This is a genomic window from Streptomyces sp. NBC_00659 (genome assembly GCF_036226925.1).
Classification (GTDB): domain Bacteria; phylum Actinomycetota; class Actinomycetes; order Streptomycetales; family Streptomycetaceae; genus Streptomyces.
The window spans coordinates 3,637,401-3,660,205 of the sequence record NZ_CP109031.1 but is presented as its reverse complement, the minus strand read 5'-3'; the positions used below and the strand labels follow the sequence as shown (position 1 = coordinate 3,660,205).

At 67.4% G+C, this 22,805-nt stretch carries 29 protein-coding genes; 8 read left to right on the top strand and 21 right to left on the bottom strand.

The window, feature by feature from the left end; all coding sequences use genetic code 11:
• Positions 1-79: 79 nt before the first annotated feature.
• Positions 80-430, top strand: a complete 351-nt coding sequence (locus OG410_RS15780; protein ID WP_329299735.1) for a hypothetical protein — start codon at positions 80-82, stop codon at positions 428-430.
• Positions 427-615, top strand: a complete 189-nt coding sequence (locus tag OG410_RS15775) for a hypothetical protein (RefSeq protein ID WP_329299734.1) — start codon at positions 427-429, stop codon at positions 613-615. The genes OG410_RS15780 and OG410_RS15775 overlap by 4 nt, the downstream gene beginning before the upstream one ends.
• Positions 616-846: 231 nt before the next feature.
• On the opposite strand, the gene OG410_RS15770 is transcribed toward OG410_RS15775, so the two are convergent.
• From OG410_RS15770 to OG410_RS15730, 9 genes are all read right to left on the bottom strand, one after another.
• On the bottom strand, positions 847-2,109 hold the full coding sequence (locus OG410_RS15770; RefSeq protein WP_329299733.1) for a tyrosine-type recombinase/integrase: 1,263 nt from the start codon (positions 2,107-2,109) through the stop codon (positions 847-849).
• Positions 2,109-2,348, bottom strand: coding sequence for a helix-turn-helix transcriptional regulator (locus OG410_RS15765; protein ID WP_329299732.1), 240 nt, complete (start codon positions 2,346-2,348; stop codon positions 2,109-2,111). Before OG410_RS15765 ends, OG410_RS15770 begins: the two co-directional genes overlap by 1 nt.
• Positions 2,341-3,687, bottom strand: coding sequence for a replication initiator (locus OG410_RS15760; protein ID WP_329299731.1), 1,347 nt, complete (start codon positions 3,685-3,687; stop codon positions 2,341-2,343). Before OG410_RS15760 ends, OG410_RS15765 begins: the two co-directional genes overlap by 8 nt.
• Positions 3,688-3,784: 97 nt before the next feature.
• Positions 3,785-4,087 (bottom strand): SpdD protein, encoded by a 303-nt coding sequence (locus OG410_RS15755; protein WP_329299730.1) that lies wholly within the window; start codon positions 4,085-4,087, stop codon positions 3,785-3,787.
• Between the two features lie 24 nt (positions 4,088-4,111).
• Positions 4,112-4,267, bottom strand: coding sequence for a hypothetical protein (locus OG410_RS15750; protein WP_183117007.1), 156 nt, complete (start codon positions 4,265-4,267; stop codon positions 4,112-4,114).
• A gap of 15 nt (positions 4,268-4,282) precedes the next feature.
• The gene (locus OG410_RS15745) at positions 4,283-4,462 is read right to left on the bottom strand and encodes a mobile element transfer protein (protein ID WP_329299729.1); all 180 of its coding nucleotides are present in this window, start codon (positions 4,460-4,462) and stop codon (positions 4,283-4,285) included.
• 17 nt (positions 4,463-4,479) lie between these two features.
• Entirely contained in the window at positions 4,480-5,181 is a 702-nt protein-coding gene (locus OG410_RS15740; protein WP_329299728.1) for a DUF2637 domain-containing protein, read from the bottom strand.
• Positions 5,182-5,265: 84 nt separating this feature from the next.
• The gene (locus OG410_RS15735) at positions 5,266-6,633 is read right to left on the bottom strand and encodes an FtsK/SpoIIIE domain-containing protein (protein WP_329299727.1); all 1,368 of its coding nucleotides are present in this window, start codon (positions 6,631-6,633) and stop codon (positions 5,266-5,268) included.
• Between the two features lie 5 nt (positions 6,634-6,638).
• Complete coding sequence (locus tag OG410_RS15730) at positions 6,639-6,986, bottom strand: SCO3933 family regulatory protein (protein ID WP_329299726.1); 348 nt, start codon at positions 6,984-6,986, stop codon at positions 6,639-6,641.
• Between the two features lie 247 nt (positions 6,987-7,233).
• Here OG410_RS15730 and OG410_RS15725 point away from each other — a divergent pair, with 247 nt between their 5' ends.
• Positions 7,234-7,728 (top strand): hypothetical protein, encoded by a 495-nt coding sequence (locus OG410_RS15725; protein WP_329299725.1) that lies wholly within the window; start codon positions 7,234-7,236, stop codon positions 7,726-7,728.
• Positions 7,729-7,769: 41 nt separating this feature from the next.
• Here OG410_RS15725 and OG410_RS15720 read toward each other — a convergent pair whose 3' ends face one another.
• The 5 genes from OG410_RS15720 to OG410_RS15700 all read right to left on the bottom strand — a co-directional run bounded on the left by OG410_RS15720 (position 7,770) and on the right by OG410_RS15700 (position 11,339).
• Positions 7,770-8,591 (bottom strand): integrase, encoded by an 822-nt coding sequence (locus OG410_RS15720; RefSeq protein WP_329299724.1) that lies wholly within the window; start codon positions 8,589-8,591, stop codon positions 7,770-7,772.
• Positions 8,588-9,439 carry a sigma factor-like helix-turn-helix DNA-binding protein gene (locus OG410_RS15715; RefSeq protein WP_329299723.1) on the bottom strand — a complete coding sequence of 284 codons (852 nt, stop codon included), beginning with the start codon at positions 9,437-9,439 and terminating at the stop codon, positions 8,588-8,590. Before OG410_RS15715 ends, OG410_RS15720 begins: the two co-directional genes overlap by 4 nt.
• 175 nt (positions 9,440-9,614) lie before the next feature.
• The gene (locus tag OG410_RS15710) at positions 9,615-10,013 is read right to left on the bottom strand and encodes an ATP-binding protein (RefSeq protein WP_329299722.1); all 399 of its coding nucleotides are present in this window, start codon (positions 10,011-10,013) and stop codon (positions 9,615-9,617) included.
• A 93-nt stretch (positions 10,014-10,106) separates the two neighbouring features.
• Complete coding sequence (locus OG410_RS15705; RefSeq protein WP_329304136.1) at positions 10,107-10,967, bottom strand: helix-turn-helix domain-containing protein; 861 nt, start codon at positions 10,965-10,967, stop codon at positions 10,107-10,109.
• A 117-nt stretch (positions 10,968-11,084) separates the two neighbouring features.
• Positions 11,085-11,339, bottom strand: coding sequence for a hypothetical protein (locus tag OG410_RS15700; protein WP_329299721.1), 255 nt, complete (start codon positions 11,337-11,339; stop codon positions 11,085-11,087).
• Positions 11,340-11,587: 248 nt separating this feature from the next.
• On the opposite strand from OG410_RS15700, the gene OG410_RS15695 reads away from it, so the two are divergent.
• Positions 11,588-12,316 (top strand): CPCC family cysteine-rich protein, encoded by a 729-nt coding sequence (locus tag OG410_RS15695; RefSeq protein ID WP_329299720.1) that lies wholly within the window; start codon positions 11,588-11,590, stop codon positions 12,314-12,316.
• 263 nt (positions 12,317-12,579) lie between these two features.
• On the opposite strand, the gene OG410_RS15690 is transcribed toward OG410_RS15695, so the two are convergent.
• The 5 genes from OG410_RS15690 to OG410_RS42595 all read right to left on the bottom strand — a co-directional run bounded on the left by OG410_RS15690 (position 12,580) and on the right by OG410_RS42595 (position 17,347).
• Positions 12,580-13,056 (bottom strand): hypothetical protein, encoded by a 477-nt coding sequence (locus OG410_RS15690; protein ID WP_329299719.1) that lies wholly within the window; start codon positions 13,054-13,056, stop codon positions 12,580-12,582.
• A gap of 276 nt (positions 13,057-13,332) precedes the next feature.
• The gene (locus tag OG410_RS15685; RefSeq protein WP_329299718.1) at positions 13,333-13,563 is read right to left on the bottom strand and encodes a hypothetical protein; all 231 of its coding nucleotides are present in this window, start codon (positions 13,561-13,563) and stop codon (positions 13,333-13,335) included.
• Between the two features lie 728 nt (positions 13,564-14,291).
• Complete coding sequence (locus OG410_RS15680; RefSeq protein WP_329299717.1) at positions 14,292-14,807, bottom strand: GNAT family N-acetyltransferase; 516 nt, start codon at positions 14,805-14,807, stop codon at positions 14,292-14,294.
• A 1,322-nt stretch (positions 14,808-16,129) separates the two neighbouring features.
• Positions 16,130-16,669 (bottom strand): DUF4236 domain-containing protein, encoded by a 540-nt coding sequence (locus tag OG410_RS15675; protein WP_329299716.1) that lies wholly within the window; start codon positions 16,667-16,669, stop codon positions 16,130-16,132.
• Positions 16,670-16,993: 324 nt separating this feature from the next.
• Positions 16,994-17,347, bottom strand: a complete 354-nt coding sequence (locus OG410_RS42595) for an HIRAN domain-containing protein (RefSeq protein WP_443063890.1) — start codon at positions 17,345-17,347, stop codon at positions 16,994-16,996.
• A 598-nt stretch (positions 17,348-17,945) separates the two neighbouring features.
• On the opposite strand from OG410_RS42595, the gene OG410_RS15670 reads away from it, so the two are divergent.
• Entirely contained in the window at positions 17,946-18,521 is a 576-nt protein-coding gene (locus OG410_RS15670; protein WP_329299715.1) for a hypothetical protein, read from the top strand.
• Positions 18,522-18,801: 280 nt separating this feature from the next.
• Here the strand turns inward: OG410_RS15670 and OG410_RS15665 are convergent, their stop codons facing one another.
• On the bottom strand, positions 18,802-19,053 hold the full coding sequence (locus OG410_RS15665; protein ID WP_329299714.1) for a hypothetical protein: 252 nt from the start codon (positions 19,051-19,053) through the stop codon (positions 18,802-18,804).
• Positions 19,054-19,487: 434 nt separating this feature from the next.
• On the opposite strand from OG410_RS15665, the gene ettA reads away from it, so the two are divergent.
• Genes ettA through OG410_RS15650 form a run of 3 tightly spaced genes read left to right on the top strand, consistent with a single transcriptional unit; the run spans position 19,488 to position 22,279 of the window.
• Positions 19,488-21,152 carry an energy-dependent translational throttle protein EttA gene (gene ettA / locus OG410_RS15660; RefSeq protein WP_329299713.1) on the top strand — a complete coding sequence of 555 codons (1,665 nt, stop codon included), beginning with the start codon at positions 19,488-19,490 and terminating at the stop codon, positions 21,150-21,152.
• 6 nt (positions 21,153-21,158) lie between these two features.
• Entirely contained in the window at positions 21,159-21,569 is a 411-nt protein-coding gene (locus tag OG410_RS15655; RefSeq protein WP_329299712.1) for an acyl-CoA thioesterase, read from the top strand.
• Complete coding sequence (locus tag OG410_RS15650) at positions 21,566-22,279, top strand: hypothetical protein (RefSeq protein ID WP_329299711.1); 714 nt, start codon at positions 21,566-21,568, stop codon at positions 22,277-22,279. The genes OG410_RS15655 and OG410_RS15650 overlap by 4 nt, the downstream gene beginning before the upstream one ends.
• Before the next feature lie 64 nt (positions 22,280-22,343).
• On the opposite strand, the gene OG410_RS15645 is transcribed toward OG410_RS15650, so the two are convergent.
• Positions 22,344-22,748 carry a globin gene (locus OG410_RS15645; RefSeq protein WP_329299710.1) on the bottom strand — a complete coding sequence of 135 codons (405 nt, stop codon included), beginning with the start codon at positions 22,746-22,748 and terminating at the stop codon, positions 22,344-22,346.
• Between the last annotated feature and the right edge of the window lie 57 nt (positions 22,749-22,805).

Below are 22,805 nucleotides of genomic sequence, written 5' to 3'. Positions count from 1 at the left end.
ATTGAGCCAGGACCAGGGGGCGGACCGATGGACGGCAGCGCTTCGTGACTCGGAATCGGAATCGTGGTCTCGAAGGGCCGTGGCCGGACGACAGCTTGCGGCGTGGGCCGAGCGGGAAGAGGTCGGCCCAGTCCTTGAGCGGCTCCTATTGGACGCCCACGACACCGCAGTTACGCAGGAGACGGCGCAGGCCTTGCTCGAACGGAGGGACCTGGCCGGTCTGCGCGCGGTGCCGGCGGCGCTGTCGCGGGCTGAGGAGTGGCGGACCGCCGACCAGCTCGACGGCGAGGTGTTCGGCTACCAGAGTTGGATGATCGCCGACGACCGGACGGACGAGTTCGTGGACCAGCTTGTGAGACTCGCCGCCGACCAGGACAAGGGAGTCCGTGACGAAGCCCTGCGGCTGTCACGGTCTGGGGAGCAGCCATGAGTAGACGTCGGTACGTAGCCAGAGGCGTGCCGGGCGGCTACCGGATCTGGGACAACCGAGGGCGCCGATGGTGGGGCGATCTCTACGAGCTGTGTCCCGATCTTCTACTGGTCGAGCTGAACGGCGCGGCCGACAGCGCAAAGATCACGGCTCTGCTCAAGCAGTACCGAGCCCAGAAGCGGTAGCAGCGGCGCCGGGGCCGTCTCCGGGCTGTGCGAGATCGCTCGGCAGTGACCGGCGGCGACAGCCAGTGACGGATCAGCCACCGGCGAGGACGACGAACCGCCAGGTCACAGCCCCCCGACCGAACGGGTTTCCTTCAAGGGGTAGCCGTCAGGCAAGATGGGGTGTTACTTGCCGAACGAGGGCATGAAACAGCCCCTCACCAGCGGGTTTCCCGTCGATGAGGGGCCGTGTTAGGCGGCTTGGGCCGTCTCTGGGCCGTCGTGGGCGTGACCGGCGGCCCGGTACATCGCGCTGATGGCTTTCCGGGTCCTGGTCTCGCTGCTCGGCATCAGGTGCGTGTACACGCGGAGCGTGAAGCCCGGGTCACTGTGGCCGAGGTAGAGGCTCAGCGCCTTGATGTTCTCCCCGGCGTCCAGGAGGACCGAGGCGTAGAAGTGCCTCAGGGCGTGCATCCCGTGCTCGCGGGCCGCCGCGTACCGCTGGCCCTTCTCGGGGGTCGGGATGATGCTGGCCGCGGCAAGCGCGGGCTTCCACCGTTCGTCGTTGAAACCGTTGCTCCAGAGGGCCGTGCCGACGCTGCTCGTGAAGAGGAGCCGGTGCGTCACCTTGGGCCCAGTCGGCGTCACCCACGGCAAGGTCACTTCGACCGGCGGGAAGCGCTTCATGTGCTCGGTCAACGCTGCGGACACTTCGGGATCCAGCGGGACGTCGCGGAGCTTGCCCCGCTTCGGGGGAGCGAAGACGAGGGAGCCGCGGACCTTCTTCACCTGCTGTCGGACGTAGAGCCAACCGAGATCTCCGAGGTTGTCGACCGCGAGACCGAATATCTCGCCCTGGCGGAGGCCGCACCCCGCGCCGACATCCGTCATGGCCTGGTAGCGATCGGGCAGCCCCACCCGCACGGCGAAGACCTGCGAGGCCGACCAGGGCCGCACCCGTGACGGCGCGGGACGAGGCGCCTTGACCGAGCGGGCCCTGCAAGGATTCGAGGCCAGCAGGCGGTCATCCACGGCCGCGGTGAGCACGGAGGAGACCGCGTCGAAGATCAGGCGCCGGTACGAGGCCGACGCCACGGACTCCTCCAGTCGACGGCTCCACTCCCGGATGTGCTCCGGCTGGAACGAACCGATCGGGCGCGTGCCGAGATAGGGCAGGGCATGGAGACGTAACCGTCCCTCGACCGCGGCCCGGCTCGTGAGGTCGGTCGTCAGCGCCGCGATCCAGCGGTCCGTGTACTCGCGGAAGGTCGTCCGTGCGGCCCGGGGATCGATGTACTGGCCGCGCGCCATGTCGGCCTCGATGTTGGTCAGCCACGCGTCGGCCAAGCGCTTCTGCTTGTCCGGGAAGCTCCTGGACTTCTCGGTGCCGTCCGGGCCGATGTAGCGGGCCCGATAGCGGAGACCGAGGCCGTACCGGTCGCTCTTCGTCTTGCGGGTCTTGCCATCCACGCCGATCTCGACTTTGTACCAGCGATCTTGGATGTGTCCGGCCATCAGGCAGCCGCCCCTTCCCGGAGGGACTCGACCCAGGCGCGGACGTCAGCCGGGTCGAAGCGCAGGTGCCGACCGACCCGGAAGCCGCGGGGCCCGGTGCGCTTCCGGCGCCACTGGTAGACCGTTTCGACGCTCGGGAGGTCGAACATCTCCACCAGGTCGTCAGGAGTCAGGTACCGCACCGGCAGGTCATGCGGAATGACGACGGGTTCCGCGACGGCGAGGCGCCTACTAGCCATGTGTGGGTTCTCCTTCGGTTCCGGGGGCGGGGTGTCGTGCTGTGGCGAGCCAGGTTTCGGCGGCGGTCAGGCCGGTGCCGGCGAAGCGCCAGTGGGAGAGGACGAGGACGGTGTCCGGGTCGGGCAGCGGGTGGCCCGCTTCGGCGGCGCGTTCGCGGGTGCGTGCTTCGTTGTGGTCGGCGCGTTCCTGGCGGAGGGCGCCGAGGGTGACGGAGTAGGCGCGGGACTTGGTGGAGAAGTGGCCGCGGAAGCCGAGCATGTGGGCCCACTTGCGCAGGCGCAGTTCTTCGAGCTCGGGCAGGGCTCCGAGGCGCCAGCAGGTGAGGATCATCTGCCTTGCGTGGTCGGTGACTTCGGTGCCGATGAGGTCGGTGACGGGGTTGCGGATGGGGCGGTCCAGGGTGCCCGCGCTTTCGGCGCCCTTGGTCGCGTACTTGGCGATGTAGGCGGCGACGGCGCGGCTGCTCAGGTTGGTGGGGCCGGTGAAGTCGGCGGACTGGATGGGGCGGACGTCGAGCTGTTCGCCGAAGCGGAAGGTGTGGGCACGGCCGTCCAGGACCGGGCCGGGTGTCTCGGCGAGGGCGGCGGCTGAGCGGATGGCGTCGGTGAGGAGTTGGGTGGTGGCCCAGGCCGGCGGGGTGTCCTCGGCTCCGTCCGGACCGTCGAGGCGGATCACGGCGTGGAAGTGGACGGCGCCCCGTCGCTGGTACTCGGCGACCTTGGCGTACGACACCTTGAGGCAGTCGCGCAGCTCCGAGCGGCCGATGCCCGCGCGGGACGCGAGCTGCTGACGGAGGTACGTGACGAAGCGGGCCCATAAGGCACCGGCGTGGGCGTTCCACAGGACGGCGGCGCGGTAGTCGTAGCGGTCCACGTTCAGCGGGGTGCCGAGTTCGGCGTCTCCGTCCGCGTGCAGGCGCCCGCAGCGGCAGCGGCCGCCACCGGGCCGGTTGTGGACGGGGCCGAAGGACGGTGCGGTGAAGGTGGCGAAGACGCGGGGGTGTTGGGCGACCGCGGAACCGATGCCCTTGCCGCCGCTCAGGCCAGCTGTGACGAGGTGGAAGGTGTCCTTGCGGTAGACCTCGGCGCAGGCGGCGCAGCGGGTTGCGCGGCGGTTGTTGCAGCGGATGAGGAGTTGTCCGGCGGGAAGGTCGTGGTCGGCGATCTCCCGGACGATTTCGCCGGTGGTGGCGAGGACGTCCAGGCGGCGACCTTCCATCCGTACGGGTCGCTCGCAGCCGCCGAGTCGTTGGATCTGGTGCGCGTAGCTGCTCAGGTCGCCGAGCTGGGCGAGGGCCGCCAGTTGGCGGACGGCTCCGGTCGGAGCCTCGGGGCGCATGTGCGAGTTCCTCCTTGAGGGAACAAGTTCGAGACGACCCCTGGCTTGTCCAGGGGGCTAGACGCCATGGGTAAGCCAGGGTGCGGATGAAGTGATGTCAGCGGCGGTCGCTTTTGAGGATCGAGCGGACGGTGACGGCGCAGACGGCTACGGAAGCGGCGGTGATCGCGACGGCGAGGAGCATGGAGACCAGGACGGCCCCCATGACCAGGACGACGGCGGAGCCGCCCACGACGAGGGTCAGTGCGCTTCCCGGGGTGAGCTGCACGGCAGAACGGTTCGAAGCCACCTCCGTAGGAGCAGGCGCAGCATGCTGGAGGGGAACCGGACTGTGGACGGTCGAGCGCGGCGCGGCGGGTACCGGGGCGGTTTCCATGGGCGGGTACTTGGGCTTGAACATGGAACGGACTCCCTTCTGTACGGGCTACTTGAGGGCGGGGTCGATGGCGGGGGCGAGGAAGCTCCCGGCGGCGAGGTAGCCGCCTAGGAGGAGCACGACGACCAGCCACCACGGTGGGCGGGCGAGCCGGACGCCGAGGGCCCCGACGGCGAGGAGGGCGAGCCAGAGCGGGACGTGCATGTCTGTCGTCTCCTGTCAGGCGCGGCAGCGGTGGATGCGGGCGGCGAGTTCGGCGGCGGCGCGGCTGTCGTACTCGGCGGAGAAGTCACAGCGCGGGGCCGCGCAGGCGGCGACGTGTCGCGTACGGCCTCGGGAGAGGTACGAGGCGACCTGTACGGGGCCGATGCGGCGGACGTCTCGGAAGCGCGGGGTCATGGCGGGCGTCTCCCTGGTCAGAGGTGCGCGGCGACGGCTGGCGTCATGGACGCGGGCAGGCCGAGCCGGGCACGGACGGTGTCGGGGTCGGCAGGTTCGCCGGTACGAGAGTGGAGCTCTCGGGCGAGCGCTTGGGCACGGTCGACGAGGGCGGGCGGAAGGTGGACGGTCGAGGCGGGCACCGGTGCCGGGCCCAAGTCGGCCGCGGGCTCCAGGACCGGAATGGGGTCGGGCTCTGCCCGGCCGCTGACTGTCGGTTCGACGATCGCAGGAGTGGGGACGAGCGGCATCGACTCCCCCACCTCGGACCCAGTCGACGCACTACGGTCGGCGCCGTCCGAGGTGCGGGGCGTGTGGGCCAGCAGCGTGCCGCCGAAGAAGGCCACCGCCGGCCAGCCCGCGACGACCACGCGGAGCAGGGCGGGGACGTGATCCAGGTCGAGGAGTCCGGCGGTGGCGATGTTCGCGCCGAGGGACGCCGCGAGGGCGACCAGGAACCACAGCCGAGGCCCACCGGCCGGGAGCCCGGCACGTTGCTGTTCGCGCATCCGCCGCCAGGCAGCGACGAGAAGCAGGTCGACGGAGACGGGGTAGGCCCACGCCTTCCAGCCGCCCTGTCCGGCCGCTTCGGCCAGGTCGTGCAGGTGGGAGAAGGACAGGGCGCCTGCGATGACGGCTTGGATGATCACGGCGTCTACACGGGCCGGGAAGGCTCGCATCGGCACGGACTCCTTCCGGTTCGAGGCATGGGAGGGGTAGGGACGCGGCGCGAGGCGGTCACGCCGACCGGGGAAGCGGTGCTGCTACTCGGTCACCGGGCGCGGGGCGGTAGCGGTGGAGGGCGTGGGCTTCTCCACGGCCTGCGGAGCAACGGCCCTCCGGAAGGCAGCAAGGCGAGGCAGGGCCGGGACCAGGTCCGCGGTGGCTCGGCAGACGGCCGCGGCGTCGTCCAGCGTGAGGTGCGGTGAGCGGGCGCGGGACCAGCCGCCCGAGGAGTCGCCGACGACGGCCACACCGGGCCGGTCGGCGGGAATGCCGGTCGCGGCGAGCGCGGCTTCCGGGGAGATGTCGGCAAGGGCCATGTTGGCGGAGGACTCGTCGTTGACCCGGTGGCAGACGCGGCCGGTGAGCTGGGCCCGCAGCATGGTGGCGCCCTTACCGAGTTCGGATCCGAAGCGCTGTCCGCACACCTCCAGATAGATGCCCGCGGCGCGGCCGAGCTGGGCGATGCGGATCAGCTTGGTAACCATGGCGTCCCGGCGCTTCTCGTCATCGCGGCTCGCGGCGAGGAAGAGTTCCGCAACTTCGTCGACGACGACCACGACCGGCACGGGCCTCACCGCGTCGGGTAGGCCCCACACGTCGGAGGTGAGCACGGCGTCCGGGCCCGCTCCGGAGGTGACGCCGATCAGCCGGAACCGCTCCTCCATCTCCTCCAGGAGGACGTCCAGGAGTTCGTTCGCACGGTCCGAGGTATCGGCGAGCGCGGACAACCGGGGCGCGAACGGCGCCAGTTCGACGCCCCACTTGCAGTCGATGCCGACGAGGACGACCCGTTGCCGGGCCAGACCGCACAGCAGGTTGCGCAGGTAGACGGACTTGCCCGACTGAGTGGCACCGAGGATCAGTTCGTGCGGCACCGTTCGGAAGTCCCGCACGTGCCAACTCCCGTCGTCCCGCAGGGCGAGAGGCAGAGTCAGCGGTCCGCCAGAGAGCCGGCGCCGGGCGGGACGCACGTTCGCCAGTACGTCCCAGCCGATGAGCCGCAGTTCGAGGCGCCCCGGCTTGGTCGGGCGGATGTGGACAGCGTGTGCCGCCCAAGCGTGGCGCAACCGGTCGGCGGAGGCCGCGAAGTCCTCCGGAGCCTGTCCGGTCGCCATGCGCAGTCGCATCACGAGCCCCGAACCCGTGGGCAGGGGAAGCGACCGGCGCGGCGGAACGGGCGCCGCCTCCCGCCCCATCATCCGAGCAGTCGCTCGCCGTACAGCCGAAGCCGGAACGGTCAGACCGCACGCGTCCATGGTGGCGCGATAGGTGGCGAGCACGCGCAGCGCGATGACCGGATAGCCGATGAGCCACCAGAAGACGACCGGCAAGCGGTGCCGCAGCACCTGCAAGATCACGGCCAGGGCCACCAGCCCTAAGAGCAGCGTCCACACGGAGTCGGTCACGACGCTCAGCCCTGCACCGAGGCGGGGACGTTGGCCATGACGGCATCGGCCCGGTAGGCGATCCCGTGCCGGGCACGACCGCCGAACTCGCTCTCCCACGGCCGTGCGACCAAGCCGGAAAGGATCACCGGCGTACCCATGACCAGGCCCTCGCCGACACCCTTGGCCGGCACGGTCACCTTGACCATGTCCGAGCCGCCCTGGGCGATGAACACCACCTCCAGCACCATCAACCGGTCGTTGGTCACCGGGTCCACGGCGATCTCGCCCGTCTGCCGGTCCTTCACCTTCACCTCGGGCAGCTTGGTGACGAGCAGCGTCGCGGCCGAAGTATCCACGGGGATGACACGCATTCTGTTGACCTCACTGAGTCGGTGACGCCGCTTTTTCGGCGCCATCTCGGCTGGATACCCCCCTAGACAACGCAAGGGGGGGCCTCCCTGACTGTCTAGGGGGGTTGACGGCAACTGTAGGCCGACACCCCGTCAATTGTCTAGGGGGGTATACGAAGTGTCGGAGCGCATCATCGAGGCGCCGACCGGATCGGCGAGTGACTACAGAACGACACCCCCTGCGCCGCCAGCCCTACACTCCAGCCCCATGCCGCTTCAGAACCAGCCCGCAGGCTCCACTCGTGAACAGTTGTCGATCATCGACACTCTGATCACCCAGCCGTTCCCCGAGGGGAAGGGGGACATGAAGACGGAACTCGGCTGGGGCGGGGCCGGCTTCCACATAGCCATCCTGCGGGCGACCCAGGATTTCTGGGGGGATCGCACCCCCGGCGACAGCGAGGCGGCGCTGCAGGAACTGGAGGTCGAGCTCACCGCAGTGGCTGCCGTTCTGAGCAAGCGTTGGGGAGATCCGACCACGGTCGATCTATGGCCGTACCTCGGACTCGACGACCCTGACTATCCCGACACCGAGCCCGTTCCCGAGCCTTTGTTCTCCTTGTGCGGTCTCGCCGTCAGCATGCTGGCGTGGCGGATACCGTCCACCGACCGCTGGCTCGGGCTGATGATCGGGCAGGTCGACACAGAGTTCCCGTTCGAACTCCTCGCCTCCGTCGGCGAAGAGGCATCGTTCCCACGTTGAACCGCACCTCGACGTCACACATTCACCCATGGGAAGCGGCGTTACGACAGAACCCAATGCAGGACCGTCGCGTCATCCTGCGCCTTGCCTCGCGGCCAACGCCGCCCGTCCGGGTCGCCCGCCTCTGCCTCCCGCACACGGCGGATCAGCCCATCGGGCCCGACTGACCCGACATCTGCCAACGTGTCGTGCCAGGTGGCGAGTTCGAAGAGGTCGACGAGTCGCGTCGCGCCATCACTCAGCAGCGTCACCGAGGTCAGTGACTCCACTGGCGCCGTCCCGGTGAAGGCGTGCTCGGCCGCCAGCGGGTCAGGCCCGGCGATCCAGAAACCGTCCGGCTGATTCCGCAGTCTCGTCAGGGCGTCGCGGTACTCCGCCAGGGCGGCCACGTGTTCAGGTGAACCGGTGGACAGCGCGTCGACCGGCGCGCGAAGACGCTTGCCCACCTCGTCCAACCGTTGGTCCGTGACGGCGGTCGCTTTCCCGTCCAGGTCGGCGAGGAGAAGCGTCGAGTCACCCAGTACGAGGTATTCCAGAACTCCCGCACTGGCCCGGACGGCGACGACCGTACTGGTCGGGCTGGCCCGGTGGGCCAGGTCGCAGGTGTCCCCGTGCAGGGAGCGAACGGCCCGGATCGAGTCGGCCAGGCACTCGGAGAGCGGCCGGGCGGATTGCGTGGTGATGGCGCTCAGCAGAAGGCCGCCCAGGGTCGCGGAGAACCACGCGATGCCGTGCGTGCATCCGGTCTCTGCCCCAGCCACACCGGCCCCGTCGAGGAGGACGGCTGCACCGGGAACGGCGGCGGCGAAATCCTCGTTCTCCCGCGACGGTCCGGCCGGCTGCGAGCCGAGGAGGACCTTCACGCCGTCGCCCCCTCGTCGTGCAGGTAGAGGGGACAGAGCAGTTCGACGGACCGCGGCTCGTCGGTCTCGGGGTCGTAGTCGACGCTCACCAGCGTGGAGAAGTGTCGCTCGCCGACCTGCCCCCAGAGCGTGTTGAGGTCGGAGGTGAGTAGATGGACGACGCCGAGGGAGCCCGCGGTGTGGATGCCGGCGATGGCGAGCACCGAGCCCTTCCCGTCGGGACGGGGCAGTCGGCCGAGATATCCGACGTCATGTGGGCGGTATGGCTCGGTGTCCGCTCCGGCGCCGTACGACGTGCCGGTACGACGGTCCACCAGGGCCCACGGCTCACTGTCCGGATGCTCCCAGGCAAGGACGGGGTCCTGGGCGTACAAGTCGCTCATGGCCTCGGACATGCCCGGCCCGCAGACGACGACCAGGCCGTCACGGTTGAGGTCGACTTCACCGCCGACCTGTACGTGCCCGGAGCTGACATCGAGCCCGTAGGACTTGGCCAGCTCTTCGAGCCTCTTCCCGGAGTTCATGTCGGCCATGGCGACGACCGGCCGCTTCTTCTCGCCGTCCCACCGCAACGGAGTGACGACAGTGACGGCGCCCGCGCCCAGGAAGGCGCCCTCCGGTGCAGGCCCGGTGTGCCGGATCTGGTGAATCCGCCCGCGGCTCAGACCTGCCTTTTCGGCGATCTGCGCATACGACAGCCCCTGCGCGTGCAGGTCCTGGACCACGCGCCGACGCAGCCGAGCGAGTTCCGTAACTTCCTGCTGCGCGTCGGCCAACCTGGTCGTGACCTCACGCAGCAGCAAGTACGGATCATCGATCGCCGCGATCCGCTGCAACTCGTTCGACATGCCCACACCTCCTAGACGCACCCAGGAGTCTAGGGCTCTAGACGGTTCGGGCGGGAGACGCTGCCCCGTTCGAACATCAACCACATAGAAGCCGGACCGATAGCCAGGGACCCCGCGAGGGCTCACCACCCGCCGCCCGCGGGGCACATAAGGCGGCCGCCCAAAGTGGCGGGGATCATGCGCCGGCTCGCGCGAGCTCGGCCCAGACGCACCGACCGTGCGTCCGTTCCTTCACTCCCCAGTCCTTGGCGCAGGTCGCCATCAGCAACAGCCCACGCCCGCCTTCCTCCTCCCAGTCATTGGCGGCGAGCAGCTGCGGCCTGTCATAGCCGCCCTCGTCGATCACCTCGATGCGCACTCGGTCGTCGTCGAGAACGACGATCACGAGGAACCAGCCGCCCTTGCGGCCGCTCCGGGAGTGCCGGACGGCATTGGACGCCAACTCACTGACGATCAGGACAGCGTTCTCCACCATGCGGGGACCCTCGGCCTCCATCAGAGCGGCGACGAAGTAACGGGCTTCAGCGACCTGTTGCGGCAGGCCAGGGAACGGACGGCACCACTTCGCAAGCAAGAGGAACACTCCTCGTCTAGAGGGCTAGACAGCACGCAGGCAGAGTATTCCTAGAGGTGGTCAGGCTTCTAGGCATTCAGAGGAATTATTCCTCTATGGAGTGACGTCCTCAGCCAGGACTCGCAGATCCCTCATGATCCGCATCAGCAGTTCCCGCGCTCCATCGCCGAAGACAGCCGCGCTCTCGAACTGGGCGAACGCCTCCTCGTACGAGGCGAACACATCCGGATCCTTCTCCGCCCGCTCGTCCCGGAAGGTCTCCACGACCACCGTCTCCTGGTCGCACAAGGTGAAGCCGTGCCGCGGCACACCCGGCACCGGCCGGTCCCACGGAAGGACTCCGAACCGCACAGTGGTCAGGCTCGCCACCGCGAGCAGCCGGTCGAGCTGAGCAAGCATCAGGGCCGGACTGCCGGGCCACGTCCGGAGCGCGCCCTCAGTCGCTACGAAGACGGATTCCCGTCCGGGCTCGTACAAGACGCTCTGCCGCTCCACCCGAGCCGCGACAGCCTTGCCCACCTCGGCAACCTCCGCACCGGGCGTGCTCGCGAAGACGTGCCGGGCGTACTCCGCACTCTGGAGCATGGCCGGCAGGACAACGCACTGGAACGACCGAACGAGCCGGGCCTCGCGCACCGCCAGGTCGACAACGGCATTCGCGGAAAGGCTCGAGCCCGACAGGGTGTCGTCTGCGCCCACAGACGGAGCCGACTCGACTCCGGCGAGGGCCACCCGCAACTCCGCGACAACAGAGGCATCCAGGCCGAGAGCTCCGGACAGACGGTCGAGGACGTCACGGCTGGGAACCATCCGCCCGTTCTCCACCTTCGACACCGTCGGCTGACCCACTCCAGCCCGCTGCGCCAACACGGCACCAGTCAGGCCGACATCCACGCGCAGAGCCCGAAGACGTGCCCCCAGCGTCCGCATTCGCTCCTGCCGCTCACTCCCCATACCCAGCGTTCTACACCAAGCCCAGGCAAGCACCCAGCTCAGAAAGCACGCTGACCTACGCGAGCACAGACTGCAAGCACCGGGGCGCCATCCGATTCATGCGGATCAGCCGAGCCCCTACCAGCCCATGTCCTTGGCAACCTCCGCTTGCGCAGCAGAGACCTCCTGAGCCGTGCACGCCGTGACATCGACGTCAGCGGCCCACTCAAAGCGGTCTAGAAGATCCGTCAACGCCTGCTTCTGCGCGGGGTGCGTGATCGGCACCGTGTTCAGATCGGTGCTCATTAGCCAGTCGTACAGCACGACGGCATCCGCGTGCCACAGGCTGATATTCACCGTCGGTATGGATTCCCGCGAGTCATCAGCTTCCACAGAGGACATAGTGCCAGCTCAGGCGCTCGGCCCTGGATGCCTCCGGTCGACCAACCGGCGATAGCGCCTGACCCAGGCCAGGCCCTGCGAGCAAGACGTGATTCAAATTTTCTCTACTGGTTCAAGCCCCGGCTGCGCTCCGCTCCGCCGGGCGCGCTCCCGGCTCCGCTCGGGGCGCCGCTCCTGCCTTCGGCCCGCTCCGCCCCGGCTGCGCCGACGCCCGCCCACTGTGGATAGGCCCGGAGGTCATGAGTCGAGCACCCGACGTACGCGGCTCACGGTCACGGACCATGCCTCCGGCGGGGGATCGGCCGGCACCGGGTGGAAGGGGGCGCCGCTCCCGGCCGCGGGCACATCGTGGCGAGCGTTGGGGGCTCCCATCCCGTCCACCGTCAACCCAGGCAAAGCCGAGCAGACGCGGCCCATGGCGTCCAGGTCGTTCGTCCAGCAGGGCGCTCCACCTGGACGCCATGAACCACGCCCGCTCCACGGTGTGTGGGTCGACGGCGGACGGGATGGGAGCTGGGGTGAATCGTGGGTCAAGGGGTGTGCACGGAGCACGTCTCGTCGGGCTGACAAGCCGAGGATGCCTGCCCTGGCCACAGGGCAGCGCGATCGCACAGCACAATGCACTCATGGTGTTCGCGGATGTCATAGGCCGAGCTGAGAACGGTCCGTATTGCTGCCCTTGCTGCGGCTTCGTCACTCTCGCTGAGCGTGCAATGTACGAGATCTGTCCGGTCTGCTTCTGGGAGGACGACGGTCAGGATGACCACGATGCAGACGAGTGCCGAGGCGGCCCGAACGGCCGGCTCAGCCTGACTGAGGCACGGCGGAACTTCGAAGCTACTGGCTCATGCAGCGGGCGTTTCTCGCCACAGGTACGTGCGCCGCGACCGGAGGAGCACCCGGACATCGCTCCGCACTACGGCACGGGTGTCCTCTACCGCGGGACCCCGTCGAGCGATCAAAACTAGGCCCAACTTGTCCGACCTTCCCGATGGAGCTCGGAATCAGAAGGCAGCCGCTGTCTGGCTGCGGTCCGTAGAAGGCAGCCCTTGTCAAGATCGCGTGCGGCAACTGACATCAGCGCTGACACCAACAAGGACGACCAGCGGCGGTCGGCGCCGAATCTCAGGGGATGGCCAATCGAGGTTCAGCACGCGTTGTTCGAGTCCCCCAAGACCCCGTCATCGACCTGATAAAGATGAGGCTGCACGTCAAAGTTCCGCAGTTATCACTACATGCCCGCCGCGGGGTCGCCGTCGCCGAGGCCTATCCACCAGTGCCCGTCGTCCTTCACCAGTAGCAGCTCCTGCCGCTGGCCCGTTTGTTCGTACGTCACTGTCACCGGGTTGAAGTATGGGACGACTCCCTCCAGCACGGTGACTTCGACGGGGCCGCCCGCTGCCCGGCCGTACTCGCGCACGTGCTTGGCTGCGGTGGGCCCGGGCTGCTTGAAAGCGGGCCCGGCCAGATCGGCGATTCCCTTCGCGTCTCCGTCCTTGAGCCGCTGCACGTAGACCCGTACGAGAGTGTCGACGTCCTCGGCTGTCTCCTGTACGTCGGGGTACCTGGACTTTTCCGCGCGCACCGTCACGTCGACCTTGGGCGCGTCGGCCAGGGCATAGGGCTCGTGGAACCAGTTCCACCACACCCCTGCGGTGATCCCGGCGACCAGCAGGCCGCTGCCGAGCGAGACAGCCAATTTCTTCATGCGCGCCTTCTCTCTACCAGTTGGACTTGACGCGGTGAACGAGTGGCCGGTTCCCGCACACGAAGACGGCCCGCTGACTCCGGAACCTCTGTAATACAGCACGGATGTACAGCAACTGCGGCGACCGCAGCCGACCGTTACCAGCGCTCGATGACCAGTTCACCAGCTCAGGAGACCTCAGCGACCGACCCGCCCATAGTTCGCATCGAGGGGCAGAGAGGACGCAGGACCTTCAGTCCCGGCGGGCCAGGCACTGAGACTCCGCAGCGGAGTTGTTCACCGCGTTGCAGCGCCGTACACCAGCATGGCCAGGCCGACAGCGATCACACCAAAGCCCTGGACCAGTAGGCCATCGCGAACGGATCGTGGGCCCTTCTTCCGGAGCGCCTTCCACCTCGCACGACGAGTAAAGAACGCGAAGATCAGCATGAGTGTGCCGATAAGCAAGAAGCCCAGGCCTCCAGCTATCGGGTCGTCGTTGGTCTGCGGGGCATTGGCGAGAAGCACGCCGATCAGGGTAAGCCAGCGCAAGCGCTACCCCACTGCCACCCACCAACCTGCTCAGACCGCGTGCCCCTCCCGTGCCCGTTCGGTCGGGAAACAGCGGGGAACAGCGGTCGCTGGCGGACAACGCTCACGTGAACGGCCCCTGATCGAGTTACCTGGTCAGGGGCCGTTCATCTGCGGTGGGTGTGGGATTTGAACCCACGGTGACTCGCGCCACGACGGTTTTCAAGACCGCTCACGGGCCCCACAGAGACTCCGGCACCGGCGAGGTACTCTCCCCGCGGAGGGTGCCATGACTTCGTGGATCATGTTGGCTTGCGGTTGCTCGATAGCATTCATAGGAATGTTGACCTTGAACGGTCGGCATAGGGCGCAGTACAAGCACCCCGGGAAGGCTGGTTGGGGTTTCATCCTGATCGGTGCTGGCTTCGCCTTGGATGGCGGGCCGAGGCCTGCCGGGTTGTCCTTCGCAGTGGGCGCGGGCCTTGCTGGCGTAGCCGTGACTCTCCTCGTGAGTGGCGCGGTGCTTCAGTTTCTCGGCGGGTCAATACCAAAAGCGACCCGACTCTTGAGATCACTGGCTGACACCAACAAGCCCGAACTGCAGGGGCCAACGGCGAACGTCAGCGGTTGGCCGGCCGAGGCAGAGCAAGGCTCGACCTCTGGCGATGATGGCCCGCGATCGACCTGATAAGGAAGCGGACCAAGTGCAAAGCGGGGCGCGGGAATCAACGATTGTTCAGTGGCGTGGGGCAGGTCTGGACGTCCAGAACCATGGTGTCCGAGTTGCCGCTACGCCCGACCCGGGTGAAGCCGAGGGCAGTGTAGAGGTGCACGGCGGGGTTGCCGTCCTCGACGCTCAGGCTGAGCCGAGCGACCGGGGCCGGTCCTGCGGCGGCGGCCCGGATCAGCGCCTCCATCAAAGCCCGGCCGTGCCCGAGGCCGCGGTGTTCGGGCAACAGGCCGAGGGTCAGCTCGGGAACGTCCGCAGCGACGAAACCGTACCCGGGTTCACTCTCGGGGAGGTGCCGCGCCCAGGCCGCACCGACCGGTTCGCCGGCGTCGGTCTCTGCAATAACCCCGAAGTCGTCCCTGCGCTGCCAGCCGACGAGGTAGCGCGCGGCGTGCGGCTCAGCGGCGAGCTGCTCGGCAGTGAACCGCTGATCGCCGTTCCAGTTGTATGCCTCGAGCAGGATGCGCCAGAGGAAGTCGGCGTCGCCGGCGACGGCGGGGCGGAAAGACATCTATGTCCTTCGGGTCTGGAGCGGTGTGGGCCGACCGACGGTAGGTCGCCATCCCACCGCTCAGCAAGGAGTTTTGTCGCAGGGACACCTGTCCCACCGGTCGACCCTCACAGAGTTACCGGGAACCTCCGGGCCGACACCCCAGTCGACGATCACCCGCTACTGGTCTTCACCCGAGGAGTGAAGGTCCCCTCACTGCCCAGCAGGACCCAGGAATGCCCTATCGCCCCAGGTCAAAGCACTCCTGGACATGTTGGCCACCCTCAGCCGGCTCATGAAAGCCCGAGGCTAGTGGATCGTGAAACGAGCGGTTGATCCGAACGACCACCAGCGTCCCGGTGGCCCGTCAGATCGCCGACTACGACGCGAAGCTCACGCCCGGAATCTGGCAGCGAAGCAAGCCGTATAGCAGCGCGGTACCGCAACCCCAGCGACTGCCACCGCCCATTGGCGTCCCTCAGAGTCCTCGGAGCGACCGGAATGACCGTCGCTGACCGAACTGGCTAGAGCTACGGATCAGAAGGGTTTCGAACCGGTCGCCAGGGTGGAGGCCAAGGTGCCTGGCGCAAGGAACCAATCTCTACTATCCGCAGGCTCCGGCGAGCATTCTGGTAAAACGTGACACGGGCAGCTCGGTAGTCGCTGAAAGCCTGCGCCCAGGATGCTGGATCACCAACCAACTGTCCGCGGGCGAGCCACTCAAGATGCCAAACGCACCTGTTGAGTCTTTGCACCGCCTCGGCCGTCTCAGTGTTGGTGAGGAGACTCAGGGCCTCCACCATGGACGACCGCCTGCCTTCGATGTTCGCAGCCTGCTCCAGTTCCACCTCAGTCGGCTCAAGGGGCGCCGGATGGTCAGTGAGACCGCGGTAAGCGGCAAGCCGTTCGTAGCGATCAGCACACTCCTTCACGGCATGGCTGTAATCGTTGTAGGCCTGAAAGAGTTGGCCATCCCACCGTGTCTCCTGCTGTCTACGCCATCGGCTGCGCTCGGTCAGCGCCCCAACCACATAGGACATCAGACCACCGACTACCACGCCTATCAGCGTTGGCAGCTGATCAACTATCCCACTCATATGCCCCCCAGTGCTGAGATGTCTGGGGCTACTTCCCCGCACCAACTCGTCAGCGTTACTCCCTGCGGAAGCGCCAGCCGTTTGGATCACCTCTGCGTGACATCACCAGCTGACATCAACGACCCTGTACGCAAGCAGCCTTGAGTGATCGCGCCCGCCGTATCGGTAGGGGCAAGAGGGCCGTATGAGAGCCGCTCGATCGAACTCCTAATGCGGGTGTCGCAGGAGACCGAATTGTTGCTGCGGTCAGCTCTGAGTCAATCGCGCGGCACGAGCCAAGGTCTCTACGAAGTGGAGATCCCGCGCGGCGGAGAACGTGCTTAGCATCAGGCGATACGTCACCCCGTCTGAAGTTTTCAGAGTCAGTTCCTTACCGTCCAGCTCTGCGCTGATGAGCTGGGCCAACGGGATGCGCACGTCATCGAGGGCCCGCCGGTGGAAGACGACGCCACGAAGGTCTGCCGCAACCCAGCCGTCAATCGTCTTTCGGCGTGGTGCGATGTGCGGGCCAAGGGGAGCGCTCACTGTAGGGGCCGCTGGGGTTTCTGGAACAGAGCGGGCCGACTTGGGCTTTGTGTGGCTAGAGCCCGAGCGAGAGCTAGAGGTGGAGGTGGAGGTGGAGTACGACACTCCAGGGGCAAGGCGCACTGTCGTGGTCCGACGCCCGCGACTGTTCACGGTGACCCGCCCGGCCTTGCCTCCGACACTCAGGCTGCTCGACTTGCTGCCGAGTCGAATGCGCACGCCTGGCGCGATCTTGAACGACTTGTTGATGCGCAGTCCCATACATCCCCCAAAGCATTGGAGTAGCAGGCTAGCCCGCATACCACCGGCTTTGGGCGGATCTGCCAGAGACGCTGCCCATGAGTCGAGCGGACGGAGCTGTGTGCTCCCGCTTCATTTCCCTCAACAGGCGGGCGCGATCTCCGCCGCTGTGCGGCTCGCACCACAACCGCACCAGATCGTGCGGGTCACAGCGGGGAACCACGGTGAAATCAGTCGAGCCAGCCGAAGTCGCATCCCGGCTGTTCGCCCAGGTCAACGCTCGAACCACCCTCAAAAGCCCGCAGCTTCCCAAGCTGATGGTGTCGAGCGCGTGTCCCTGGATCACTACAGGAGGAAGGCCGGCCGAGGGAGCGAGGCAGGCCGTGGTGACAGAAGGTGGGCGACCACCCTTGGCTCGGCGGCCAGGACAGCCACTGCCTCACACTTAATTCCCGGACCCGTCCCTCTCAGGCTCACTGCTGAGAGCTGTGCCCCCTCGGCGATCAACCCAGACCAAACACGGGCTTTCTGCTTGTTGACGTAGCCAATTGGGTCGCTCTCACCATTGGGGTAGACCGCTACAGCATGGGCGTCGTGAGGGTTGTCGGGCTCAGGCACCAGACGCAAGGGCTGGCCTGGGCGCAGATCAGCTTGTCTTGCCGCCGCCTGGTGGTACGTCACACCTCTAAGGTTCGTCACGTAGAGACCAGCGCGCTGAAGCCGCCGGTCGGTCGGACCGACAAGCAGGCCCGTAGCGTCCTCACACAGCCGAAGGCCGCCTTGGTACTCGACGAGGTGGAGAAGATGCAGGCGTCCAGGCGGCGGCACGAAGCGGTCCACGGGCCCCTCTGACGGCACGTACACAATTCCCCCTTCGCCGCTGAATCACCGCAGCCTTCCATACGAGGCAGCCGCACGCGGCCGGTTCGTACGAACCATGTTCGGACGAGCCAATGACATCCATCGCTGACATCAACGAGCAGAGACAGAGACGTACCGAGGCAGCCCTGCATGGATCCGATGCTGCCTTCCCGCTCCGACGTACAGGGCAGATGGAGCCGCTCGACCGAACTTACAAGGCGGATGTCGGCGGTTCGAAACCGTCCGCGCCCGCCACTCTCACGATCTCCCGCGCAGACGCGTACCTCAGAGCCCATGAACTTTGCGATGTCTCAAGATCGTCAACAGCGCCCGAACCTCCCACCCGGCATAGGGCCTGCGGGGGAGCCCTGTCATGATGAGCGGCCGCCAGGGCCGCACGGTCTTTGGAAGAGTCTGCGGAAGACGAGAAGACACGATGCGATTTCCATGGCGCCGACGGCCGGCCGAGCGATCTCGGCGACTGCTTGACGCTGCAGGGATCAGGCCCGGATCGACAGATGACGGCAACGACCAGGACGTCTGTCGAGAGGTCGCCTATCGAGTCGCCCAGCGCAACTCCGACGCGGTCACCGAGGTTCTGGCGATCGTGGAGGAACTGCTCGGGGACGAGGCGAACTACGAGTTCGTCACCTCGCTGCTGGAGAACATCCAGAACCTTGTGTCGCACGGTCTCGACACGCTCTGGTCGCCCGACGAGGTGTACGCCCTGCTAGGTCCCCGCAGTGCAGTCTGCTGGAGCACCCTGACCGACTACTGGACCGCAGTGGCCGATTGGTGCGTCCGTACCGGCCTGCCGTTGGAGCCTGTCGAACCGCTTCTCACCATCCAGAACGAGCAACTGAAGGTGCTTTTGTGGACAGGGAACCGGACCCTGTCCACTGGGGAGAAGCTCGGGCTCGCACAGGTAGTCCGTTACGAGCAGGCCAACGGAGTTTCCATACCCAGCTATAGCCACATCGCGGTGGCACTGCGTAGTACCGGACAACAATGATCCTGCTCAGGATGCTCGATCGGCGGAATTCACAAGATCCTCGACAGAGCCAAGTCCCGGATCTTGCGGTCAGCCGTAGCCTCGTCAGGTGCTCGGGTTCCTCCACAGGTGCCGCTCGTCCAGCGTCCCAGATCGAGCGGGGAACAGCGGGGAATCACGGTGAGAGCAGCGGAGCCCGACGAGACCACGGCCAGGCCGTATACCCAAGTCAGCGCCCGGATCAACCCCAAATGGCCGCAGCTTCCCAAGCTGATGGCTCAGCGGTTTGGACAGCTCATATCTATTGGGACGCTTGCGGCCCCTCGGCGTCCCTGCGGCTGGACACGACGTGCCGTGCGATCGGGGACAAGGCCAGCTCACGATCCTCGTCAACCACAAGCCAACCCTTGCCCAGGAGCGATTGCAGCATTGGGCGAACCTCTTCACCCAGCTCCTTCGCCAAGTCGTCATCCGTGGGGGAGAGGCCATCCTGGACGAGGCTCGCCACGTGGAACACGACGGCTTCCTCCCCCGCGGTGATGTTGAAGTCCATGACGTGAAGGTATGCGAGCTCCTTGGCCGCGACACGCCGAGGGCTCTGTCGTCGCGGGCCGGCCGTCGCGGCTTGCTCTGGTCGACGGCAGCGACAGCGTGGCTGAGGCCCGTGAGGGCTGAGCGAGGCATACGCGTGCGTGGTCGGTCGGCGCGCCCGCCGTCGTGGCTGACTGTCGTCGGCTGAGGTTCAAGCGGGGCGTGTCGAAGGTGCTGCCGTCAGCCGGGTGCGCCAGGGCTGGGCCGTCCCTGGGCCGTCCGAGGGTCGCCGAGGACGACCGGTGGCGACCGACAGTGACAGACATGCCACAGACCTCGACGGCGGAACCCCAGGTCAGGGCGCCCCCGCCGAACGGGTTTCCCCCGAGGGGTAGCCGTCAGGCAAGATGGGGTGTATCTGCCCACTGCCGATTTCAAGCGTCCGGACGGTTTCTCTTGGCTGAGTTCATTTACACCATGCGCAAGACGCGCAAGGCGCACGGCGACAAGGTGATCCTCGACGACGTCACCCTGAGCTTCCTCCCGGGTGCGAAGATCGGTGTGGTCGGTCCGAACGGTGCCGGTAAGTCCACCGTTCTCAAGATCATGGCGGGCATCGAGCAGCCCTCCAACGGTGACGCGTTCCTGTCGCCCGGTTTCAGCGTCGGCATCCTCATGCAGGAGCCGCAGCTGGACGAGTCCAAGACGGTGCTGGAGAACGTCCAGGACGGTGCCGCCGAGCAGATGAGCAAGCTCGCCCGCTTCAACGAGGTCGCCGAGTTGATGGCGACCGACTACTCGGACGCGCTCATGGAGGAGATGGGGAAGCTCCAGGACGACCTGGACCACTCCAACGCCTGGGACCTCGACGCGCAGCTCGAGCAGGCCATGGACGCGCTGGGCTGCCCGCCCGGCGACTGGCCGGTCACCAACCTCTCCGGTGGCGAGAAGCGCCGCGTGGCGCTCTGCAAGCTGCTGATCGAGGCTCCGGACCTGCTCCTCCTCGACGAGCCCACCAACCACCTCGACGCCGAGTCGGTGAACTGGCTGGAGCAGCACCTCCAGAAGTACGCGGGCGCCGTCGTCGCCGTCACGCACGACCGGTACTTCCTGAACAACGTCGCCGAGTGGATCCTCGAACTGGACCGCGGCCGCGCGATCCCCTACGAGGGCAACTACTCCACGTACCTCGACAAGAAGTCCACCCGCCTCAAGGTCGAGGGCCGCAAGGACGAGAAGCGCCAGAAGCGGCTCAAGGAAGAGCTGGAGTGGGTCCGCTCCAACGCCAAGGGCCGTCAGACCAAGTCCAAGGCCCGCCTCGCCCGTTACGAGGAGATGGCGGCCGAGGCCGACAAGATGCGGAAGCTGGACTTCGAGGAGATCCAGATCCCGCCGGGCCCGCGACTGGGCTCCATCGTCGTGGAGGTCGAGAACCTCTCCAAGGCGTTCGGTGACAAGGTCCTCATCGACGACCTCAGCTTCACGCTGCCGCGCAACGGCATCGTCGGCATCATCGGCCCGAACGGCGCCGGCAAGACCACGCTGTTCAAGATGATCCAGGGCCTGGAGACGCCGGACTCCGGCGCGATCAAGGTCGGCGAGACGGTCAAGATCAGTTACGTCGACCAGAGCCGCGCCAACATCGACCCCAAGAAGACGCTGTGGGCCGTCGTCTCCGACGAGCTCGACTACATCAACGTCGGCCAGGTCGAGATGCCGTCGCGGGCTTACGTGTCCGCCTTCGGCTTCAAGGGCCCGGACCAGCAGAAGCCCGCGGGTGTCCTCTCCGGTGGTGAGCGCAACCGGCTGAACCTGGCGCTGACCCTCAAGGAGGGCGGCAACCTGCTGCTCCTCGACGAGCCCACCAACGACCTCGACGTGGAGACCCTGTCCTCGCTCGAGAACGCGCTGCTGGAGTTCCCCGGCGCGGCCGTGGTCATCTCCCACGACCGCTGGTTCCTGGACCGGGTCGCGACGCACATCCTCGCGTACGAGGGCGAGTCGCGGTGGTACTGGTTCGAGGGCAACTTCGAGTCGTACGAGAAGAACAAGATCGAGCGCCTCGGCGCGGACGCCACGCGCCCGCACCGTGCCACCTACAAGAAGCTGACCCGGGGCTGATCGGTCTTGCGCCACATCTACAGCTGCCCGCTGCGCTGGGCGGACATGGACGCGTACGGCCACGTCAACAACGTGGTGTTCCTCCGCTACCTGGAGGAAGCCCGTATCAACTTTCTGTTCCGCCCGGACAAGGACTTCAAGCAGGGGTCCGTGGTGGCGCGCCACGAGATCGACTACAAGCGGCAGCTGGTCCACCGGCACACGCCGGTGGACATCGAGATGTGGGTGACGCAGATCCGGGCGGCGTCCTTCACGATCACCTACGAGGTCAAGGACCCTGATCAGGTCTACGTCACGGCCTCGACGGTGATCGTGCCGTTCGACTTCGAGCAGCAGCGCCCGCGCCGGATCACCGCCGAGGAGCGCGACTTCCTGGAGTCGTACCGCGACGACGCGGACGAGGCCGTCGCGGCATGACCGTCCTGCACCTCGCCGACGCGGGGGAGGCGGCCGATCTGGCCGCCTTCCTCTCCCGGCTCGTCCACTACGACCGCGCGGCCGCCGTGCGCCTGAAGGCGCACGGCACCACGCTCGCGGTCTTCGGCCGGCCGCCGTCGTTCGAGGTCCTCGCGATCCGTACGGCACGGCTCGCCAAGCCGTACGAGAACGGGCTCGACGTCACCCTCGACGTGACCGTCTCCGCCGGTGAACTGCTGGAGTCCGTCGAGGAGCAGGCCGCCACCGTCGGCGTCCCGGCCCCCGTCACCGGGCCCCCGTGGGCCGGCGTCCTGCCGCCCCGCGGCGGCTGGCGGCCGGAGCCGGGACTGCCCGCCCCGGACGCCGTGCGGGCGAAGGTCGCCGCGGCCGTGGCCGAATTCCGGTCGCGCACCGAGGAGTTGGCCCCCGAGCTGCGTACCCGTGCCGAACTCGACCGGGTCGGGCGGGAGATATGGTCCCGGCCGATCGGTGACACCGGACTTCCCGTGCGGGCCGCGCACGCCGCGCAGGCACTGGGATTCCTGCGGCCCGTGCCGCCCGCGCCCGCCTCCGCCGGGGGACAGGTCCCCTCGGGCGACAGCCCGTTGGCGCTGTACTCGTCCGGTGCGTGGCTGCGCCTGCGGACGCCGTTCGGCTCGATCGCCGTCCGCCGGGCGGGACTTGGCTCGCTGGGCGTCAGCGTTCACTGATCCTGGGCGCCGAGTGCCGCAGTCCGGCCCGCGGCGCGCGGTGTCCGGCGCCGCGGGCCGACGGTCAGCCCGCCGTGTTCACCATCGACGCGGCCGCGTACGTCAGGTAGTTCCACAGCGTGTGCTCGTGCTCCTCGGAGAGGCCGAGCTCGTCGACGGCCACCCGCATGTGCTTCAGCCAGGCGTCGTGCGCCGCCTGGTCGACCTCGAACGGGGCGTGCCGCATCCGCAGCCGGGGGTGGCCGCGGTTCTCGCTGTACGTCGTCGGGCCGCCCCAGTACTGGATCAGGAACAGCGTGAGGCGCTCCTCGGCCGGGCCCAGGTCCTCCTCGGGATACATGGGCTTCAGCAGCGGATCCCCGGCGACACCCTCGTAGAAACGGTGTACGAGGCGCCGGAAGGTCTCCTCGCCGCCGACCTGCTCGTAGAAGGTCTGCTCCTGAAGCGTGCCGCGCCGAATCTCTTTCACGTCCCCATGTTCTCAGACGGTGCGACCGAGGACTCAAGGCTTAGGTCCACACCCGGC

Coding starts and splice junctions, on each gene's coding strand:
- OG410_RS15750 (WP_183117007.1), bottom strand. CDS start 4,267: ATGCACGTCCCGCTCTGGCTCGCCCTCCTCGCCGTCGGGGCCCTCGGC.
- OG410_RS15745 (WP_329299729.1), bottom strand. CDS start 4,462: ATGACCCCGCGCTTCCGAGACGTCCGCCGCATCGGCCCCGTACAGGTC.
- OG410_RS15705 (WP_329304136.1), bottom strand. CDS start 10,967: ATGGGGAGTGAGCGGCAGGAGCGAATGCGGACGCTGGGGGCACGTCTT.
- OG410_RS15730 (WP_329299726.1), bottom strand. CDS start 6,986: ATGCGTGTCATCCCCGTGGATACTTCGGCCGCGACGCTGCTCGTCACC.
- OG410_RS15665 (WP_329299714.1), bottom strand. CDS start 19,053: ATGGACTTCAACATCACCGCGGGGGAGGAAGCCGTCGTGTTCCACGTG.
- OG410_RS15760 (WP_329299731.1), bottom strand. CDS start 3,687: ATGCGCCCCGAGGCTCCGACCGGAGCCGTCCGCCAACTGGCGGCCCTC.
- OG410_RS15680 (WP_329299717.1), bottom strand. CDS start 14,807: ATGTCTTTCCGCCCCGCCGTCGCCGGCGACGCCGACTTCCTCTGGCGC.
- OG410_RS15715 (WP_329299723.1), bottom strand. CDS start 9,439: ATGTCGAACGAGTTGCAGCGGATCGCGGCGATCGATGATCCGTACTTG.
- OG410_RS15765 (WP_329299732.1), bottom strand. CDS start 2,348: ATGGCTAGTAGGCGCCTCGCCGTCGCGGAACCCGTCGTCATTCCGCAT.
- OG410_RS15650 (WP_329299711.1), top strand. CDS start 21,566: ATGACCGTCCTGCACCTCGCCGACGCGGGGGAGGCGGCCGATCTGGCC.
- OG410_RS15695 (WP_329299720.1), top strand. CDS start 11,588: ATGAGTCGAGCACCCGACGTACGCGGCTCACGGTCACGGACCATGCCT.
- OG410_RS15770 (WP_329299733.1), bottom strand. CDS start 2,109: ATGGCCGGACACATCCAAGATCGCTGGTACAAAGTCGAGATCGGCGTG.
- OG410_RS15675 (WP_329299716.1), bottom strand. CDS start 16,669: ATGGGACTGCGCATCAACAAGTCGTTCAAGATCGCGCCAGGCGTGCGC.
- OG410_RS15690 (WP_329299719.1), bottom strand. CDS start 13,056: ATGAAGAAATTGGCTGTCTCGCTCGGCAGCGGCCTGCTGGTCGCCGGG.
- OG410_RS15725 (WP_329299725.1), top strand. CDS start 7,234: ATGCCGCTTCAGAACCAGCCCGCAGGCTCCACTCGTGAACAGTTGTCG.
- OG410_RS15755 (WP_329299730.1), bottom strand. CDS start 4,087: ATGTTCAAGCCCAAGTACCCGCCCATGGAAACCGCCCCGGTACCCGCC.
- OG410_RS15775 (WP_329299734.1), top strand. CDS start 427: ATGAGTAGACGTCGGTACGTAGCCAGAGGCGTGCCGGGCGGCTACCGG.
- OG410_RS15670 (WP_329299715.1), top strand. CDS start 17,946: ATGCGATTTCCATGGCGCCGACGGCCGGCCGAGCGATCTCGGCGACTG.
- OG410_RS15740 (WP_329299728.1), bottom strand. CDS start 5,181: ATGCGAGCCTTCCCGGCCCGTGTAGACGCCGTGATCATCCAAGCCGTC.